Below are 17,261 nucleotides of genomic sequence, written 5' to 3' on the forward strand. Positions count from 1 at the left end.
GCTCACCGGCGAGGTGCTGCGGCAGCGTCCTCGGCGTCGTCATCTGAAAGCACATCGAACGGCGACTCGACCTCGCCCTTCCACGCTTCGATTCCCTCGCGGATAGCGAAGCCGGCGATAACGAGCGCGGCGACAGCATCCGCCCATTCCCAGCCGAAAAGAGTATTGAGCAACAGGCCGAGCAGGACGCTCGCTGACAGGTAGACGCAGAGCAGGAGTTGCTTGGAGTCAGCGACCACGCTGGCGGATCCGAGCTCCCTGCCCGTCCGGCGTTCGAGCCACGCGAGAGCGGGCATCACCACGAGGCTGGTTGTCGCAATGGCGATTCCGAGGGGGCTGTGGTCGACGTCCTCGACGCCCGCGAGCGAGAGCACCGAGTCGGTGATCACGTACGCGGCCAGGGCGAAGAAAGCGATGGCGATCACCCGGATCGTGGGCTTCTCCCACCGCTCCGGGTCGCGGCGGGTGAACTGCCACGCGACCGCTGCCGCCGAGAGGACCTCGATGACCGAATCGAGTCCGAACCCGATGAGCGCGGCGGAGGACGCGATCGCCCCGGCGGTGATGGCGACAATCGCTTCGATCACGTTGTACGCGATCGTGAACCCCACGATCCACCGCACCCGCCGGTGAAGGACGGCCCGGCGGTCGGAGGTGCGAGGAGTCGTCTTAGTCACAGTTCGCTGATGAGGCCGGATACCGACGCGAGCGAGTTGGGTGTCAGGCTGTAGTAGGCCCAGGTTCCGCGCTTTTCGCGGTGGAGATAGCCGGCGTCGACGAGCACCTTGAGGTGGTGGGAGACGGTGGGCTGGCTCAGGCCAAGCGGCTCAGTCAGGTCGCAGACGCACGCTTCGGCATCCTCGTGTGACGCCACGATCGACAGCAAACGCAGCCGTGCGGGATCAGCCAGAGCCTTCAGCGAGCGGGCGAGTTTATCCGCCCTGTCGGCATCCATCGGCTCGCGCGTGATAGGAGTGCAGCACGCGTTGAGATCGGTGATCTGCAGCGACTCGGTAAGCGTCATCTCAACAAACTCCCTAGATTGACATGCATCGATGCATGGGTCACGATGAGTACATCGACGTACATCAATCTATCAGTCACGGAGCTTCATGTCTCTTGCCCCGGTGAAGCCCGCGTCTCTCGGCACAACTGACCGGTTCCTCCCGGTCTGGATCCTCGCCGCAATGGCGTTGGGACTGGCGCTCGCGGTCTTCGTCCCCGCGTTCGGAGAAGCCCTGCACGGCTTCTCCATTGGTTCGGTCAGCGTGCCGATCGCGATCGGCCTGCTGGTGATGATGTACCCGGTTTTGGCGAAGGTCCGATATTCGGATGCTCGTGCGGTCGCCGGTGATCGAAAGTTGCTGTTCTCGTCGCTGGTGATGAACTGGCTGGTCGGGCCGGCGCTGATGTTCGCTCTCGCCTGGGCGTTCCTGCCCGATTTGCCGGAGTACCGCACGGGCCTGATCATCGTTGGGCTCGCGCGGTGTATCGCCATGGTCCTGATTTGGAACGACCTGGCGTGCGGCGATCGGGAGGCCGCCGCGTTCCTCGTTGCCGTGAACTCGGTGTTCCAGGTCATCGCCTTCTCCGGCCTGGGCTGGTTCTACCTCCAGATCCTGCCGTCGTGGCTCGGACTGGCGACAACGAGCGCGTCGTTCTCACTGTGGGCAATCACACTGAGCGTTCTCGTCTTCCTCGGTATTCCACTGATCGCCGGATATCTGTCGCGTCGGCTCGGCGAGGCAACGCGCGGTCGCACATGGTACGAAAGCACGTTCCTGCCGAAGGTGGGACCGTTTGCCCTGTACGGACTCCTCTTCACCATCGTGATGCTGTTTGCGCTGCAGGGGCGGCAGGTCATCGACCGACCACTCGACGTTGTCCGCATTGCCCTGCCGCTACTGGTGTATTTCGCGGTCACCTTCATCGTCGGCTTTGTCCTCGGCAAACTCATCGGGCTGTCGTACGAGCGCACAACGACACTCGCATTCACGGCGGCCGGCAACAACTTCGAACTCGCCATCGCCGTGGCGATCGGAACGTTCGGTGCCACGAGCGGCCAGGCACTCGCCGGCATCGTCGGCCCGCTGATCGAAGTGCCCGTGCTCGTAGCCCTCGTCTATGTCGCGCTGTGGCTGCGCCCCCGCATGTTCCCTGCGAAAGACACCCTCCCGATCCATCCTGAACTTCCGGTCGCAGACCGGGTCTGAACACACACCCGATACAAGGAGACCCTGATGAGCGAGAAACCGTCAGTACTGTTCGTCTGCGTCCACAACGCGGGTCGGTCACAGATGGCCGCCGGCTACATGCGCGCGCTGTCCAACGGGCAGGTCGACGTGCTGTCTGCCGGCTCGGAGCCGAAAGACCAGATCAACCCGGTCGCGGTCGAGGCGATGGCTGAAGAGGGCATCGACATCGCCAACAACATCCCCAAGATCCTGACAACGGATGCCGTCAAAGATTCCGACGTGGTGATCACGATGGGCTGCGGCGACACCTGCCCGATCTTCCCCGGCAAGCGCTACGAAGACTGGGAGCTCGACGACCCGGCAGGACAGGGCATCGAGGCCGTCCGTCCGATCCGCGACGACATCAAAGCCCGGATCGAGCAGCTGCTCTCTGAAATCCTCCCGGCGAAGGCCTAGGTACGGGCCCACCGGCTCCGTGCGCCAGTAACGAAACGAAAAACCATGACTATCGCAGAACTCCCCACCCTGACCATGCCGTCCTCACGGACGCTCGACAGCCTTCCCGTCGCCATCATCGGTGCGGGACCGGTCGGCCTCGCCGCCGCCGCACAGTTGCTTGAGCGCGGGATCGACGTCGTTGTCTTCGAGGCGGGGGAGACCGCCGGTAGCGCTGTGACAGCGTGGGGTCACACCAGGCTGTTCTCGCCGTGGGAATTCCTCGTCGACGAGGCCGCCGGTCGGCTCCTCGACAGGACCGAGTGGCACGCGCCCGCCGCGAAAAAGCTGCCTCTTGGCCGGGAACTGGTCGAGGAGTACCTGCTGCCTCTGGCTGCGACCGCGGAGCTCGCCCCACGGATCCGCTACCACAGCACCGTGACGGACGTCAGTCGGCAGGGGATGGATCGAACCCGCTCCGCCGGACGCAGCACCACCCCGTTCCTGCTCCGGATTCGCACCGGCGACACAACCACAGAACAACTTGCGCGAGCGGTTATCGACACCTCCGGTACCTACAGCACCCCCAACGGGCTCACCGCCAGTGGACTTCCGCCTGCTGGCATCGATGGTATCCGCGAACACCTCAGCCACGCCCTGCCTGACGTCCTCGGGGTTGACCGGGATCGCTTCGCGGGCAGACACGCGCTCGTCGTCGGAGCCGGCCACTCAGCAGCGAATACCCTGCTGAAACTGGCCGCCCTCGCGAAGGAGGAGAGTGACACGACGATCAGCTGGGCGATCCGCGGACGAAGCCCGGTTCGCGCGTACGGGTCGGAGAACGACGAGCTCGAAGCGCGCGGCCAGCTCGGCAGCTCGGTACATGACCTGGTGCGCCAGGGGCGGGTCACGCTGATCGACCAGTTCGAAATCGATGACCTCGAGCCAGCCGGTGACCACCGTGTTGCCGTGGTCGGTCGCCGGCAGGGGGAGAAGACGAGAGTGGAGGTCGACCGGGTCGTCAACGCGACGGGCTTCCGCCCCAACCTTGAGATGCTGCGTGAGATCCGGCTGTCACTGGACGAGATCGTTGAAGCCCCTCGCGCCCTCGCCCCGCTGATCGACCCCAACATGCACAGCTGCGGCACTGTCTACCCGCACGGCGTTATCGAACTCGCGCATCCGGAACCGAACTTCTACATCGCCGGGATGAAAAGCTACGGTCGCGCACCGACCTTCCTTCTTGTGACCGGTTACGAACAGGTGCGCTCCATCGCCGATGAGCTTGCGGGCAACCACGGTGCCGCCCGTCAGGTGCAACTCGTGCTGCCCGAGACCGGGGTGTGCGTGTCACCCGCTCCGGCTGGCGGGTGCGGCCCTGACGCCGAGACATCCGTTTCATCCTGCGGCCCTGCGCCGGAGGCATCCGCTTCATCCTGCTGCAGCTAGACGCCGCGGGATGGGCGGTGCCACCGGAGCGCACAATCATCGGCGCGCACGATAACCGAAGCGCAGAGAAGGCCGGCCGCTGTGGGCGACCGGCCTTCTCGGTGTGGGACTGCGCTCAGCTGATTTCTGAGGCAGCTTCCTTGACCGCCGCGTCGATGTCGGACTTCTTCACACCGAGCCGCTTCGCAACCTTCTTCTCAGCCTTCAGCTCGGCCTTTGCAATCGCGTCTTCGAGCTTGCTCTCACCGACGACGAGCAATGCCGCCTCGCCGGAGTCGATGGCCTCGCCGAGCTCTTTGACGTCTGAGCGCGAGACGCCGCGCCACAGGTGGCCGGTCACCGCTCCGATCGCTCCACCGACGATTGCGGTGCCGATGATCGCCGGGGGAAACAGCAGTCCAACCACAGCACCGGCTACGGCACCGCCCCAGCCGCCGTGGCGGAATGCCTGCTCGTCCTTGTTGACGTGCACCTTGCCCTTGTCGTCTTTGGTGACGACCGCGGCGTCGTATGTGCCGACCGCGCCGTCCTTGTGCAGGTCCTTGACGACGCCATAGTCAGCGCGCGCGTCAGCCTCGTTCGGGTAAGTGCCGATATACAGGAATGTTCCGTCGGATTCAGCCATTGTGTCTCCATTCGTTGTTGAGTCTCGTGTGAGACATCCATGCGCCCGCTCGCGGTGAAAGCGCGCGATTTAGCCGCGCACTCGGAAGCTCCCGGGCACCTGCCCAGATAACAGCGTCAGGTTCGCGCGCAGTAGAGCCTTTCGTCCGTCGGGTGACATTTGCACCCACATGCCCCAGAACTCGTGTGGAGGCGGGCGACATATACTGTCCCAAAGACAGTAAATGGTTCGTGCCGGGACGACCCGAGCGCCGGACGGGTGCGAAAACGAAAGAAAAGACACAGCTATGCAACTGCAGAACAAGACAGTCATCGTGACCGGTGGGGCATCCGGAATCGGCGGAGCCATCACCCGCACGTTCGTTGAACGCGGTGCGAAGGTCGTCGCGGTGGACATCAACCAGGACGCCGGGGCGGCGCTCGTCGCGGATCTCGGTGACTCGGTGTACTTCCTGCAGGGGGACGTTTCCGACTCCGCCGTCGCTGAGCAGGCGGTCGGCGCAGCGGTTGAGCACTTCGGTGGCCTCCATGCCCTCGTCAACAACGCGCACGCGTCCCGCCAGGCCCCATTCCTCGAACTCACCGCTGAGATGTGGGAGCTGTCCTTCAATACAGGTCTGCGCGCCACCATCAACTTCATGCGTGCCGCTCACCCCGAGCTGAAGAAGACGTCAGGCTCGATCGTGAACTTCGGCTCGGGTGCCGGACTGGACGGGCAGGTGACCCAGGGAGCGTACGCCTCGGCCAAGGAGGCCATTCGCGGGCTGAGCCGGGTTGTTGCGAACGAGTGGGCTCCTGACCGCATCCGGGTCAACGTCGTCTGCCCGATGGCGATGACGGAGGGGGTGCAGGCATGGTCTGAGGCCTTCCCTGACCTCTACAACACGACGCTGGGCAAGATTCCGCTCGGTCGCTTCGGCCACCCGGGGAACGATGTCGCCCCCGCCGTGGCGTTCCTCGTCTCGGACGACGCCAGCTACATCACCGGCCAGACCCTCATGGTCGACGGCGGAACGATCAAGCTCCACTAACCGGTGGCGCGACAGCGGCGGCTGGATCCGGGTACGAACCCGCCCCGTCTCCAGCCGCCGCAGGCCGATCAGATGTTGTCGGCCAGCTGGGCTTCCTGTTCCTTCGACAGAGACGTCTGGACGACAGTGCCGTTGTACGGAGCGAGCGCCTCGGTGAACTTGTCCTGCGTCAGCTTTGTCGCGTAGAGGACGATCGCCGATTTTCCTGCGCTCACCGTGTCCTGGACCCGCTCACGGAACTCGCTGTTGATTCCCGCCTTGTCCAGGCCGGCGAACAGCGCTCCGAAGGCACCGCCGATGACGAGTCCGATCAACGGCATGAAGAAGAGGATGCCGAGCAGGCCACCGAAGACAGCGCCGCCAGCAGCTCCGATGCCCACCTTCCCGACGGGGCCGGGGTGGGTGACGTGGGTCTTGCCTTCGTCGTCGACCGTCACGAGGGCGAGGCCGGCAAGCTCGACGATCAAGTCGTCCTGCAATTCCAGAACTTTGTTGTACGCCGCTTCCGCGTCGGTTTTCGTGTCGAACGAGATGACGATGAGATCGGCCATGGGGTGCCGCCTTTCTTGGTTGGGCAAAGGTGCCGAGTGCATTGCTTCGAGCCTCGCCGTACAGCGCGACGGGCGTTCGTAGGCATGGTGGGCTTTGGTCCCTGCTCGGGGCAGGGTCAATGGTCCCGTTAGGGGAATCTCCGCAGTAAGCAGTCACGTGGATTCGTTGACAACCCACGTACCGTCACCGAGACTTGCGCTACGCATCCCCGGCAGCGAAAGGACAGCTGTGACCGCGAATCCGCTCCTTCCCGTCTGGTTCGATATCGTCTGGACCGTCGTCGTCGCCGTGGTCGTTGTGGCGCTCGTCGTCGCGCTCGTTCAGATCGCTCGGAGGCGCGAGCTCGACGCTGTGGCCCGCGCCGTCTGGGTACTCGTCGTGATCATCGCCCCGGTCATCGGGCCTGTTGCCTGGTTCGCCATCGGCAGGCGCCTTCCGCCGCCCCCGGGTTCGGTCGTGGATCCGTGAGGACGGATTCCGCAATCCGGCCAGATCCGGTCGTTCCGCTCGACATCGATGACCTCGCCGCCGCTGCCGAGGGCGAGGTCGAAGAGGTACCGCTTCGGCGCAGCTCTGTTCAGGCTGCAATCGCCTCGGTCATCTCAGCGGTGGTGGTCGTCGTTCTGCTGGTCGTCGTCGTGCAGTGGGTTGAGGCAGCAGCCAATGACGCTGCCAACGGCACGGAGTGCCGAGGGCCTGACTGCGTCGAGGTGCAGCTTGGCGACCTCGCGATCCCAGCGGCAACGGCGCTGCCAACAGGGACCACAGTGGTCGCATCGAACCGGTTCACCAGGCTCGACGAACAGTTTGTTTACTTCGAGGTGCGGATGCCGCCTGGGTCGGCCTTGCCCGCTTTTCCGCAGCCGTGGGTCGGGGTGTCGGAATCCGGCGACGATGAGAACAGGAACGCGCGGAGGATGCTCGGGCGCGGGTACACCGACGTGAGCTGGTCGGGAGCCTTCGCCGCGGGTACCGATGACGACGGTTCGATTCTGATCATCGGCCAGTACCCAACCGCCGACTGACGGCAACGAATCCAACCTCCAGTCGAGCGCACCCCGCCTCGCGATGGTGGGCCGAAAGACCCCTGCCTTGCCCCGGCATCCGTGGAACACTGCTCGCCTATCAAAGGAGCTCACCATGTCTGTCGCCCCGTTCGAAAACGTCTCGGTTGATCAGAGCCTGGTCGAGCTGTACAAGGACCTGCACCGGAATCCAGAGCTGGGATTCCAGGAGCACCGGACGTCGGGCATCGTTGCGGAGCGCCTGACCTCGCTCGGTTTTGAGGTGACGACCGGTGTCGGTAAGACCGGCGTGGTCGGCATCCTGAAGAACGGCGAGGGCCCGACGGCTCTCCTGCGTGCGGATATGGACGCGCTTCCTGTCAAGGAAGACACGGGCCTCGACTACGCCAGCACCGCGACGGCGACCGACGAGAGCGGAAAGACGGTCTCGGTCGACCACGCGTGCGGGCATGACCTGCACACGACGTGCCTCCTGGGTGCGGCGCAGGCTCTCGCGGGCGACACGTCGAGCTGGTCAGGCACACTCATGGTGGTGTTCCAGCCCGCCGAGGAACTGGGCGCAGGGGCGCAGGCGATGGTCGATGATGGTCTGTTCGACAGGTTCCCCAAGCCCGATGTGGTTCTCGGCCAGCACGTGGCTCCGTTGCCGGCGGGAAAGATCGCCGGGCACGCGGGCACGTCGTACGCCGGATCCGACTCGCTCCGGGTTCGTCTCATCGGACAGGGAGCGCACGGCTCCATGCCCCAGAACTCGATTGACCCGGTCGTGATGGCTGCGGCCACGATTCTCCGCCTGCAGACCATCGTTTCGCGTGAGGTGCCGTCGACGGACATCGCGGTCGTCACCGTTGGATCGGTGCACGCGGGGGATGCCGCCAACGTCATTCCGGGCGAAGCCGAGCTGCAGTTGAACATCAGGAGCTACGACGAGTCGATCCGGGAACACATCCTCTCGAGCGTCGACCGCATCGTGAAGGCTGAGGCCGCTGCGGCCGGCGCTCCGACGGAACCGACCGTCGAGTCGATCGAACGGTTCCCGGTCGTCGTCAACGACGCGGCGGCACTGAAGAAGACGCTCGACGTGTTCGCCCAGTGGCTCGGCGACGACAACATCCTCGACCCGGGTGCTGGCGCGGGCAGTGAGGATGTCGGCATCCTCGCGACAAGTTCGAACGCGCCGCTGTCGTACTGGCTTCTCGGCGGTTCTGACCCGTCGCTGTTCACGACGGGACGGATGGATGATCCAGCCCTGCGCACCGTTCCGAGCAACCACTCGCCGAAGTATGCGCCGGTCATCGACCCGACCCTCACCATCGGGGTAACGGCACTCGTCACCGCGACGAGGACCTGGTTGCCATCAGCGTAACGACGGATGCCGGTCAGCGCGTCGAGTGCGACGCGAACCGGGCGAGCTCGTCAGCCATGGGGCCCGGTTCCCAGGAGTGCTCAGCCCCCGGCATCCGTTTCCAGGTGGCACCGGGAATTGCCGCGGTGATCATGTCGGCCGCGGGCACCATCACGTCGTCGTAGCTCGTTGTTCCCACCATGGTGAGAACCGGAATCCTGATGTCCGCGAGCAACTCCGACAGGGGGGCCGACTCGGCCCAGGCCAGCGAGTCGGCATCCGGCTGAAGGGTCGGCGCCTGCGAAACCATAGCGGGTATCGACGCCACCATCTCGAGGATCTCTGGCGGCATGTCTTTCATGTAGAGGGTCAGCGCTGCCTTGTTGTCTCCAGCGGTGATGAGTTCGCGAAGCTCGTCCGCCCACTCGCGTGCTCCGCTGCCTGGGGGAGCGAGCGGCGCTTCCCAGAGGGCCAGGCCTGCGACAGGAAGGCCGCGTACCGCGGCGAGAAGCGAGATCGAACAGCCCGAGGAGTGGCCGCAGAGCACCGCGGTTTCGCCCACGTGTTCGATCAGCGCGGAGAGCGCGGCGAGTTCGCGGTCGAGGGTGAACGGGCCATCCGCAACACTTTCGCCGCGGCCGGGCCGGTCGTAGACAATCGTGGTGCAGCCCTTTGTCGCCAGAAGCTCGGCCGTCTCGGTCGTCGTTGGATCTATCGCACGCCACGGTCCGGCACCGGCGACGAAGACGACGGCGGGGCCTTCACCGCGCAGATCGAAAGCGACGCGGTCGTTCAGCCTGGTGGTCACGAAATCCGACACGGCTACCTCGATCCCTGGGATGCCCTCACGGTAGCCCCGGGGGATACCGGCGGCAAGCCCGCTGAAGCGTGCCTTCCGCCGGAAGTGACGCTTGTCTTGTCGGGCTGGGTATCTCTAGCGTGGACGCAGTGCAATCCGCACGCCACGCAGGCAGAGAAGGAGCCAGTCGTCATGGGAAAGGCCTACGCATTACTGCTCGGGATAGTTCTGGGCGGTCACGGATTGATCGGGCTCTTCATCGAGGGGGAGCACCTGCTCGCTGTATTCAACGTCGATATTTTCATTGACTGGGTCTATCTGTTGAGCGCGGCCCTCCTCTTCTTTGCCGCTCTGACGGACAGTTCACCCGGCCTGCTCAGGGGTTCTCTCTTGCTCGTCGGTGTGGTGTTGCTCGCCATTGGCGGTGCCGGCCTTCTCGACAATCAGGTTTTCGGCCTGATGCCACTGGGGCTCACGCTGATCGACTTCTTCCTTTTCTTCGGCGCGGGGATACTCTCCGTCATCATGGCGGTGCTGCCGAGTACTGTCGAACCACTGACTCCGGAGGGGAGGCCGCTGGATTAAGGTCCCTCGATCAGCGCGTCTACCCCTTTTTCCGCTCGGAGACCAGAGGAGACGTATTCTTCGACGACAGGCACAATGGCGTCTAGCGTAGGAGAAAGCAGTGCGCCAGCCCGTTTTCATCGCGTTGCAGAAGCAGGTGCGCGGTCGGGCCGGTCACGACGAGCAGTTGAGGAGAACAACGATGAGTCCCAATGCAGGCGGCGCAAACTTCGGTGGTCCCAAAGAGCACGAAGGCACAAAAGGCTATTCAGCAGACGACCTTCCACTCCGGGACGGACACAATCCCGAACCCGATCTCCCGGATCCGGAGGAGGCGTTCGAAGAGGCTGAGGAAACCGAGGGCCTCTCTCTCGAGCCCGGTGTCCACCCGGAGGACGAGTAGCCAGATCGCGCGACATTTCTGTCATGGATTTAGAGGTGTCGACCGCGCTCACGATTCCGGCCGGTGAACTCGGCTGGCGGTTTTCGCGTTCGTCCGGGCCCGGTGGGCAGCACGTCAACACCTCGGACAGCCGGGTCGAACTCTCGTGGAGCGTGGTCGACTCGACCACTCTGACCGACGAGCAACGGGAGAGGCTCCTGACGCGCCTCCGTGGACGCCTCGTCGCTGGCGTGGTCACCGTCACAGCGTCCGAGCAGCGATCGCAGCTTCGTAACCGTGAGATCGCGCTCCGTAAGCTTGCCGACCTCGTGGGTGCCGGGCTCGCGCCTGACGGTCCGCGTCGGCGTCCGACGAAACCTACCCGCGGTTCGAACCGGCGCCGTCTCGCGGCCAAGGAGCGCCGTTCGACAACCAAGCAGCACCGCCAGCGGCCATCTCTGGATTGACCCGGTCTCAGGTGCGGCCCGATTTCAGTGCTGGCGCCAGAGCCAGGCGGCGCTGTCCGGCCGCAGCACGGCATCCGTTTCGCCGTCGGTGCGGAAGAGTACCGTGCCTTCGGGGAGCGGTACTGGCTCATCGCCCATGGCGATGGCAACGGTCAGGCCGCCTTCCCGGTCGCAGGTGACCAGCCCGTTGGACTCGGAGCGCCACGACACCCGCTCATCGGCCGGGATCCTGCCGCTCTGCAGGAGAGACTCCCGGCACCGCAGAGCTGCCCGCACCAGGGCGAGGTTCGAGTCCGGGTCGGCCTCCTGCCGCTCGACCGACCAGGATCCCCACCCGGTCGGCGTCGGCAGCCACGGCGTCACATCATCGCTCACCGTGAACCCGTTGATCTTCTCCGGCGAAGCGGTCCACGGCATTGGAATCCGCGCTCCGTCGCGGCCGGCACCGCTGTAGAGCCACATCGGGTCAACCCGCGCGGCCGGCGGAACGTCGACCTCGGGCAAGCCAAGCTCCTGGCCCTGGTACAGGTACACCGCTCCGGGTAATCCGAGCAGAGCCACGACAGCAGCACCTGCCCGTCTGGCGCCGCGTTCGCCGCCACCGAAGCGGGTGGCCGTACGCACGAGATCGTGGTTCTCCAGCGCCCAGCTCGGAGCAGATCCATAGGTTTGGCGCGCCCGCTCGAGGCGTTCGCCGACCGTCGCCCACTCGTCGCCGTTCCAGTCGAGCCGCGCAAAGGCAAAGGCGAAGGCCTGGTGCAGTTCGTCCGGCCTGGTGTACCGGGCAGCCCGGTCGGGCTCCAGATTCACCTCGCCGACGAGCAGGCGCGCTGGTTCATACTTGTCGGCGATGCGCCGCCAGCGGCGATAGACCTCGTGAACCGGTTCCTGGTCGGTCACCAGGGGGTTCGACCGCAGGCCGTCCGCAACGGTCGGCACGTCCGGCGCGTCAGGCATCCCCTCGGCCTTGAACAGGCCGTGGGCCACATCGATCCGGATGCCGTCGACGCCGCGATCGAACCAGAACCGCAGCACACCGTCGAAGTACTCAGCCACGGCCGGGTTGCGCCAGTTCCAGTCGGGCTGTGCTGGGCTGAACAGGTGCAGGTACCACTGCCTGTCGGTGGCAGAGCCGGGAGCGACCCGATGCCAGGCCGGGCCGCCGAAGACACTCGTCCAGTTGTTGGGCGCTCGATCACCGACACCATCGGCGAAGTGGAACATTGCACGCTCGGGTGAACCCGGACCCGCCGCTACGGCGCTCTTGAACAGCGGATGCTGCACCGAGGCATGGTTCGGGACGATGTCGACCAACAGCCGGAGACCCAACGTGTGCGCCTCGGCGAGCAAATCGTCAAAGTCGGCGAGGGTCCCGAACAGCGGATCGACATCGCAGTAATCGCTGACGTCATAGCCCTGGTCGACCTGCGGGGAGCGCTGGAACGGGGTGATCCAGATGCCCTGCACACCCAGGGAGGCGATGTACGGTAACCGTTCTCGGATGCCGTGAAGGTCGCCGATCCCATTTCCGGTGGAGTCGGCGAATGACCGGGGATAAACCTCGTAGATGACGGCGGTGCGCCACCATTCGGTCGGCTGTCCAGTGGGCGCTGGGTTCATTCCGCACCTCCCAGGCCGAGCAGCAGGCTCGCAGCGATCGCCAGCATGACGACCGCGATAACCGCGTCGAGGACACGCCACGCGACCGGCTTCGCAAAGAGCGGTCGAAGAAGTCGCGATCCGAACCCAAGGGCGGTAAACCACAAGACGCTGCCGAGCGCCGCCCCCAGGGCGAACCACCACCGGCCGTCGCCGTAGGTAGCACCGATCGATCCGAGCAGAGCGACCGTGTCGAGATAGACGTGCGGGTTGAGCCACGTGAGCGCAAGCGCCGTGACAATCGCCGTCCGAAGGGAGGTTGGCGCACCTGCGGGGTTGGCGTCGAGGGCTTTCGGCCGCGCCGCTCGCATCGCCGATCGCACGCCGTACCAGGTGAGAAATGCCGCGCCGCCGATGCGCACGATGACCAGGAGAACATCCGCCGTCTGGATGAGGGTCCCGAGGCCCCAAATGCCCAGAGCGATCAGAACGGCATCCGACAGCGCACAAATGGCAACGATCCAGCCAACGTGCTCGCGACGAAGACCCTGCCGGAGAACGAAGGCGTTCTGGGCGCCAATGGCGATGATGAGAGAGAGGCCGAGGCCGAGGCCGGCGAGAAGGGGGAGGTGCACCCCTCTACGGTAGAGCGCGACCCGATAGTAAGGCCAGCTACATATTCTGTCGGTACATTAGAATCGCTAACTATGGACCCTCTCCAGTTGCAGGCGCTGGCGGCCGCCGTGGATGGCGGCACGTTCGACGCTGCTGCCCACGCGCTCAGGGTCACGCCGTCTGCGATCAGCCAGCGCATTCGGGCGCTGGAGAATGCGGTCGGCGGAGTCCTCGTTCGGCGCACCAAGCCGATCACCGTGACGGCCATGGGTGCGACGTACCTTCGGCTCGCCCGGCAGTTCGCCGCGTTGAGCGAGGAGGCTGCGGCCGAGACATCCCGCGAGGCCGCGGCGAGCTGGCCGACGGTGTCCCTCGCGATCAACGGTGATTCGCTGGCAACCTGGGTGATGCCGGCACTCGCGGAACTCGCACACGAGTTTCTCTTCGACATCCACCGGGAAGACGAGGACCACTCGGCGCAGTTGCTCCGTGACGGCACGGTGATGGCCGCCATCACGACCCAGGCGCGACCGGTCCAGGGCTGCACCTCAACGCCGCTCGGCGTCATGCGTTACCGGCCGATGGCATCCCGGGCCTTCATTGACCGATGGTTTTCGAACGGGACGGATGCCGCTTCGCTCGCGGTTGCGCCCGTCGTGATATTCGACACGAAGGATGACCTCCAGCACCGCTACCTGCGGAGGTTCTCGAGTGCTGAGCTGGCGCCGCCGCAGCACTTCGTACCCGGTTCGACCGACTTCGCTGAAGCGGTTCGGCTCGGCTTCGGCTGGGGGATGCTGCCGGATCAGCTGTCGCGTGAACTTGAGTCCCGGGGTGAGCTGGTCGACTTGGACGCCGGGGGACCGGTCGATGTCACGCTTCACTGGCAGCAGTGGGCGTTGCAGATGTCGTCACTCAGCCGGGTCGCCGAGGTGATGGCGGCTGCGGCACGCCGTGAGCTGGGCGGGCCGCGCCGTTCTCCCTCGGCGTGAGCGTCTGCGGGATGCCGGGTTCGCCGGCGGAGACGCCGTCGTCAGGCTGCCCCGCCGTTCACGTAGAGGACCTGGCCGTTGACCCAGCGGGCAGGGCCGGCGAGGAAGGAGACAGCTTCAGTGATGTCCTCCGGTGTGCCGAGGCGGCCCATCGGGTTGGCTGAGGCGATTTGCGCGACCAGCTCGTCACTCTTGCCGCTGAGGAACAGCGGGGTTGCCGTCGGACCCGGGGCGACCGCGTTCACCGTGATGTCTCGACCGCGCAATTCCCGGGCGAGAATGAGGGTGAGCGACTCGACGGCGCCCTTCGAGGCCGCGTATGCGCCGTAGGTCGGTGGCTGCAGTCGGGTTATCGATGTCGAGAAGTTGACGATCGCACCACCGTTGCGGACGCGACGCGCTGCGAGCTGGTCGACGATGAATGTTCCGCGAACGTTGGTGCGCATGACCCGATCGAACGACTCCAGGTCCATCTCGGCGATCGGTGCGAGTGGCATGATCCCGGCCGTGTGGACGACGACATCAACGCCCCCGAACTCGCGCTCCGCGAGGTCGAACATCCGGGTCATCGCCGATTCATCGCCCACATCGCCACCGGCGGCGCTGGCCCTGCCGCCGGCCCGGCGCACCGAATCGACGGTCTGGGCGGCGCGTGCCTCGTTGCCCGAGTAATGTACGACGACCGCGAACCCGTCTCTCCCGAGGCGTTCGGCAACGGCTCGGCCGATCCCTCCGGAGCCTCCCGTGACAATGGCGACGCGGTCTGCTGTGTTCTGCATGGGAACTCCTCGCTCTGCGTTGGAGGAACAATACATCTGTGCGCCCGCTCGATGAACCCGTCGCCCGGAGGGATGCTCCTCTGTCAGCGCGGCTGAGGCTGCCAGCCGGAGACGAACTTGGCCACCGCGATGACGAGGAAGAGTTGCCCGGTGATCGCCTCGCTTATCGCCACCGTCTGCACCAGGGGCGCGTTCGGGACGAGGTTTCCGTAGCCGGTCGTGGTCAGTGTGGTGAAGGAGAAGAACAGCTGGCTGGTGAGTGAGTCGTGACTCGCCTCGCCGAACAGGGGCGTCGGAGTCGTCAGGCTGATCAGGTTGTACACGAAGGTGAAGAACATGCCAACCATGACGTACGCGGCGATCGCGCCGAGGAGCGTCTGGACATCGACGGTGACCTTCCGAAACTCATGCGCGACGATGGCCATCGGCGCAACGAGGTAGGCCACCATCGAGGTCGCAGAGAGAATAATGTCGAGGAGCCGTCCTTCAAGACCGGCGAGGTGAACAACCACGGTGGCCAGCCCGGTGACGGCAAGCGCGAGCCAGCCCGCTCGCCGCGCGGACGTTTTCACCTCGGCAACCCAGAGCGTCGCAGCGACGGTAAACAGTTGATACAGCAGGGCGATGGGGTTCGGGTTCAGCGAGGTTTGCGTTGCGCACAGCACGTAAGACACCCCGAGGAGCCCGAGAACCAGCCAGTAACCCGACTCCAGAATCGGGTGGTGTGGTTGTGCGTGCGCGTGCGCGTCCATAACCATCACCCCTCGAGATCGACGACCAGAAGCGACAGAGTATCGGCGGCGGGCAGCGGTGTATGAGGCCAATGGTCGACTCCGCCGCCCATTCATGCCGATTCGTTCGTGTTCTACTGTTGAGATCCGCCCATCGAAGGAGACCCATGCCCAGTCCCGCCGTCTCTCAGCCGTCGCGGTCTGTCCTCGTTACCGGTGCATCGGGCGGGATCGGCGCGGCTGTCGCCCAGCGGTTCGCCAGGGCGGGCGATCGGGTTGCCGTGCACTATCGAAGTGATCGCGCCGGAGCCGAGGAAACCCTGCGCTCGCTCGAGGGGGACGGCCATTCGCTCGTCGCCGGGGATGTCGGTGAACCGGATGACGCGGCACGCGTGGTCGAACAGGCCATTTCGGAGCTCGGTGAACTCGACGTGCTGGTGTGCAACGCTGCTGTGGCACCCTCAGCGACGAACCGCCACGTGCTCGGCGAGGTGTCGTTTGCCGACTGGACCGCAGCCTTCCGGTCGATGGTCGACGTCAATCTGCTCGGGGCGGCCAACCTGGCGTGGGTGTTCGCCAACCATCTCATCGACAGGGGAGCGCCAGGGGCCATCGTCAATATCGGCTCGCGCGGCGCCTTCAGGGGCGAACCGGAATACCCGGCATACGCGGCGAGCAAGGCGGGACTCCACGCGCTCGGGCAGTCGCTGGCGGTGGCCCTGGCTCCACACGCTATTTCGGTGACGAGCGTCGCGCCCGGCTTCGTCGCCACTGAGCGCCAGTTCGGCAAACTCGACGGCGCTGAGGGCGACGCTCTTCGCGCGCAAAGTCCCTTCGGTCGTGTCGGCACACCCGAGGAGGTCGCTGCAGCAGCATTCTGGCTCGCCTCACCGGACGCGGCCTGGTGTTCCGGGGCGATCCTCGACGCCAACGGTGCCTCATATCTCCGCAGCTGACTCGCGGCATCCTGGAGCTTCCGTGACACAGACCGCCATCGCCATCCGTTTTCTTGCCTTCGAAGACCTCGGTACCCTCGAGCCGATCCTGGGGGAGCGCGGTTACGGGATCCGTTACCTCGACGTCGGTGTGGACGAGCTGATTGGGGTGCTCGACGCCGACCTGGTAGTGGTGCTCGGCGGGCCGATCGGGGCGAATGACGGGGATCGTTATCCGGTAATCGAGCATGTCATCGGGGTGCTGGCCGAGCGGATCCGCGCCGGGCAGGCAACGCTCGGGGTGTGCCTCGGCGCGCAGCTCATCGCCCGTGCCCTCGGCGCCGCCGTTGCCGCAGGGGCCGGTACCGAAATCGGGTACGGGCCGCTCGCCCTGTCGACTGACGGTGCGGCATCCGTTCTTCGGCACCTGGCGTCGCGACCGGTGCTGCACTGGCACAACGACCGGTGCGAGATCCCCGACGGCGCCGTACGCCTCGCGTCGACGCCGGTCTGCGACAACCAGGCGTTCTCCGTGGGCGCGACTGTGCTCGCACTTCAGTTCCACCTCGAGGTGCCGCAGCGCAGCATTGAACAATGGCTCATCGGTCACGCCGACGCTCTGACCGGCGCGGGTATCGACCCGCGGACGCTCCGGGCCCAGGCACACGAGTACGGACCCGACATGGAGGAGGGCGCGAGGCTCGTCATCGGGGAATGGCTCGACGGACTCGGCTGACGATGG

22 protein-coding genes are annotated in these 17,261 nt (G+C 65.4%); 13 read left to right on the plus strand and 9 right to left on the minus strand.

The genetic code is table 11. The annotated features are described in order from the left end of the window. Positions 1–2: 2 nt before the first annotated feature. Together AC1X6S_RS00580 and AC1X6S_RS00585 are read right to left on the minus strand one after the other, a co-directional pair. A complete protein-coding gene (locus AC1X6S_RS00580) occupies positions 3–677 on the minus strand; it encodes a cation efflux transmembrane domain-containing protein (RefSeq protein WP_483403902.1) in 675 nt (224 codons plus the stop codon). Beyond that, positions 674–1,024, minus strand: a complete 351-nt coding sequence (locus AC1X6S_RS00585) for an ArsR/SmtB family transcription factor (protein ID WP_483403903.1) — start codon at positions 1,022–1,024, stop codon at positions 674–676. Before AC1X6S_RS00585 ends, AC1X6S_RS00580 begins: the two co-directional genes overlap by 4 nt. 88 nt (positions 1,025–1,112) lie before the next feature. On the opposite strand from AC1X6S_RS00585, the gene arsB reads away from it, so the two are divergent. From arsB to AC1X6S_RS00600, 3 genes are read left to right on the plus strand one after another with little or no spacing between them, the layout of a single operon-like run. Further along, positions 1,113–2,213, plus strand: coding sequence for an ACR3 family arsenite efflux transporter (gene arsB, locus AC1X6S_RS00590; protein WP_483403904.1), 1,101 nt, complete (start codon positions 1,113–1,115; stop codon positions 2,211–2,213). A gap of 27 nt (positions 2,214–2,240) precedes the next feature. Continuing rightward, positions 2,241–2,651, plus strand: coding sequence for an arsenate reductase ArsC (locus AC1X6S_RS00595; RefSeq protein ID WP_483403905.1), 411 nt, complete (start codon positions 2,241–2,243; stop codon positions 2,649–2,651). Positions 2,652–2,696: 45 nt separating this feature from the next. Then, positions 2,697–4,079 carry an FAD-dependent oxidoreductase gene (locus AC1X6S_RS00600; RefSeq protein ID WP_483403906.1) on the plus strand — a complete coding sequence of 461 codons (1,383 nt, stop codon included), beginning with the start codon at positions 2,697–2,699 and terminating at the stop codon, positions 4,077–4,079. Positions 4,080–4,194: 115 nt separating this feature from the next. Here AC1X6S_RS00600 and AC1X6S_RS00605 read toward each other — a convergent pair whose 3' ends face one another. Next, positions 4,195–4,704: a DUF1269 domain-containing protein gene (locus AC1X6S_RS00605; RefSeq protein ID WP_483403907.1), complete on the minus strand. Its 510-nt coding sequence runs from the start codon at positions 4,702–4,704 to the stop codon at positions 4,195–4,197. Between the two features lie 286 nt (positions 4,705–4,990). On the opposite strand from AC1X6S_RS00605, the gene AC1X6S_RS00610 reads away from it, so the two are divergent. Then, positions 4,991–5,734 carry an SDR family NAD(P)-dependent oxidoreductase gene (locus AC1X6S_RS00610; RefSeq protein ID WP_483403908.1) on the plus strand — a complete coding sequence of 248 codons (744 nt, stop codon included), beginning with the start codon at positions 4,991–4,993 and terminating at the stop codon, positions 5,732–5,734. Between the two features lie 68 nt (positions 5,735–5,802). On the opposite strand, the gene AC1X6S_RS00615 is transcribed toward AC1X6S_RS00610, so the two are convergent. Beyond that, a complete protein-coding gene (locus AC1X6S_RS00615; protein WP_483403909.1) occupies positions 5,803–6,285 on the minus strand; it encodes a DUF1269 domain-containing protein in 483 nt (160 codons plus the stop codon). A gap of 229 nt (positions 6,286–6,514) precedes the next feature. Here AC1X6S_RS00615 and AC1X6S_RS00620 point away from each other — a divergent pair, with 229 nt between their 5' ends. From AC1X6S_RS00620 to AC1X6S_RS00630, 3 genes are all read left to right on the plus strand, one after another. Next, the gene (locus tag AC1X6S_RS00620) at positions 6,515–6,754 is read left to right on the plus strand and encodes a PLDc N-terminal domain-containing protein (protein ID WP_483403910.1); all 240 of its coding nucleotides are present in this window, start codon (positions 6,515–6,517) and stop codon (positions 6,752–6,754) included. After that, positions 6,751–7,311 (plus strand): hypothetical protein, encoded by a 561-nt coding sequence (locus AC1X6S_RS00625; protein WP_483403911.1) that lies wholly within the window; start codon positions 6,751–6,753, stop codon positions 7,309–7,311. Before AC1X6S_RS00620 ends, AC1X6S_RS00625 begins: the two co-directional genes overlap by 4 nt. Before the next feature lie 115 nt (positions 7,312–7,426). Next, entirely contained in the window at positions 7,427–8,677 is a 1,251-nt protein-coding gene (locus AC1X6S_RS00630) for an amidohydrolase (protein WP_483403912.1), read from the plus strand. Positions 8,678–8,690: 13 nt separating this feature from the next. Here the strand turns inward: AC1X6S_RS00630 and AC1X6S_RS00635 are convergent, their stop codons facing one another. Beyond that, the gene (locus tag AC1X6S_RS00635) at positions 8,691–9,464 is read right to left on the minus strand and encodes an alpha/beta fold hydrolase (protein WP_483403913.1); all 774 of its coding nucleotides are present in this window, start codon (positions 9,462–9,464) and stop codon (positions 8,691–8,693) included. A gap of 183 nt (positions 9,465–9,647) precedes the next feature. On the opposite strand from AC1X6S_RS00635, the gene AC1X6S_RS00640 reads away from it, so the two are divergent. The 3 genes from AC1X6S_RS00640 (at position 9,648) to arfB (ending at position 10,868) form a co-directional block, all read left to right on the plus strand. Then, positions 9,648–10,040, plus strand: coding sequence for a hypothetical protein (locus AC1X6S_RS00640; RefSeq protein WP_483403914.1), 393 nt, complete (start codon positions 9,648–9,650; stop codon positions 10,038–10,040). Between the two features lie 100 nt (positions 10,041–10,140). Continuing rightward, positions 10,141–10,422, plus strand: coding sequence for a hypothetical protein (locus tag AC1X6S_RS00645; protein ID WP_483403915.1), 282 nt, complete (start codon positions 10,141–10,143; stop codon positions 10,420–10,422). Positions 10,423–10,445: 23 nt separating this feature from the next. Continuing rightward, positions 10,446–10,868 (plus strand): alternative ribosome rescue aminoacyl-tRNA hydrolase ArfB, encoded by a 423-nt coding sequence (gene arfB, locus AC1X6S_RS00650; RefSeq protein ID WP_483403916.1) that lies wholly within the window; start codon positions 10,446–10,448, stop codon positions 10,866–10,868. A 24-nt stretch (positions 10,869–10,892) separates the two neighbouring features. Here arfB and AC1X6S_RS00655 read toward each other — a convergent pair whose 3' ends face one another. Together AC1X6S_RS00655 and AC1X6S_RS00660 are read right to left on the minus strand one after the other, a co-directional pair. Then, positions 10,893–12,488, minus strand: a complete 1,596-nt coding sequence (locus AC1X6S_RS00655) for an alpha-amylase family glycosyl hydrolase (protein WP_483403917.1) — start codon at positions 12,486–12,488, stop codon at positions 10,893–10,895. Further along, positions 12,485–13,102, minus strand: coding sequence for a LysE/ArgO family amino acid transporter (locus tag AC1X6S_RS00660; RefSeq protein WP_483403918.1), 618 nt, complete (start codon positions 13,100–13,102; stop codon positions 12,485–12,487). Before AC1X6S_RS00660 ends, AC1X6S_RS00655 begins: the two co-directional genes overlap by 4 nt. Positions 13,103–13,174: 72 nt before the next feature. On the opposite strand from AC1X6S_RS00660, the gene AC1X6S_RS00665 reads away from it, so the two are divergent. Next, positions 13,175–14,074: a LysR family transcriptional regulator ArgP gene (locus tag AC1X6S_RS00665; protein WP_483403919.1), complete on the plus strand. Its 900-nt coding sequence runs from the start codon at positions 13,175–13,177 to the stop codon at positions 14,072–14,074. Between the two features lie 41 nt (positions 14,075–14,115). Here the strand turns inward: AC1X6S_RS00665 and AC1X6S_RS00670 are convergent, their stop codons facing one another. Both AC1X6S_RS00670 and AC1X6S_RS00675 read right to left on the minus strand, forming a co-directional pair. Continuing rightward, positions 14,116–14,853, minus strand: a complete 738-nt coding sequence (locus tag AC1X6S_RS00670; RefSeq protein WP_483403920.1) for an SDR family oxidoreductase — start codon at positions 14,851–14,853, stop codon at positions 14,116–14,118. 83 nt (positions 14,854–14,936) lie between these two features. Further along, positions 14,937–15,605, minus strand: coding sequence for an ion channel (locus AC1X6S_RS00675; RefSeq protein WP_483403921.1), 669 nt, complete (start codon positions 15,603–15,605; stop codon positions 14,937–14,939). A 146-nt stretch (positions 15,606–15,751) separates the two neighbouring features. Between AC1X6S_RS00675 and AC1X6S_RS00680 the strand changes: the two genes are divergently transcribed. Together AC1X6S_RS00680 and AC1X6S_RS00685 are read left to right on the plus strand one after the other, a co-directional pair. Beyond that, complete coding sequence (locus AC1X6S_RS00680) at positions 15,752–16,540, plus strand: SDR family NAD(P)-dependent oxidoreductase (RefSeq protein WP_483403922.1); 789 nt, start codon at positions 15,752–15,754, stop codon at positions 16,538–16,540. A 22-nt stretch (positions 16,541–16,562) separates the two neighbouring features. Next, the gene (locus tag AC1X6S_RS00685) at positions 16,563–17,255 is read left to right on the plus strand and encodes a glutamine amidotransferase (protein WP_483403923.1); all 693 of its coding nucleotides are present in this window, start codon (positions 16,563–16,565) and stop codon (positions 17,253–17,255) included. Positions 17,256–17,261: the final 6 nt, after the last annotated feature.

This window comes from Mycetocola sp. Y442, from assembly GCF_056898615.1.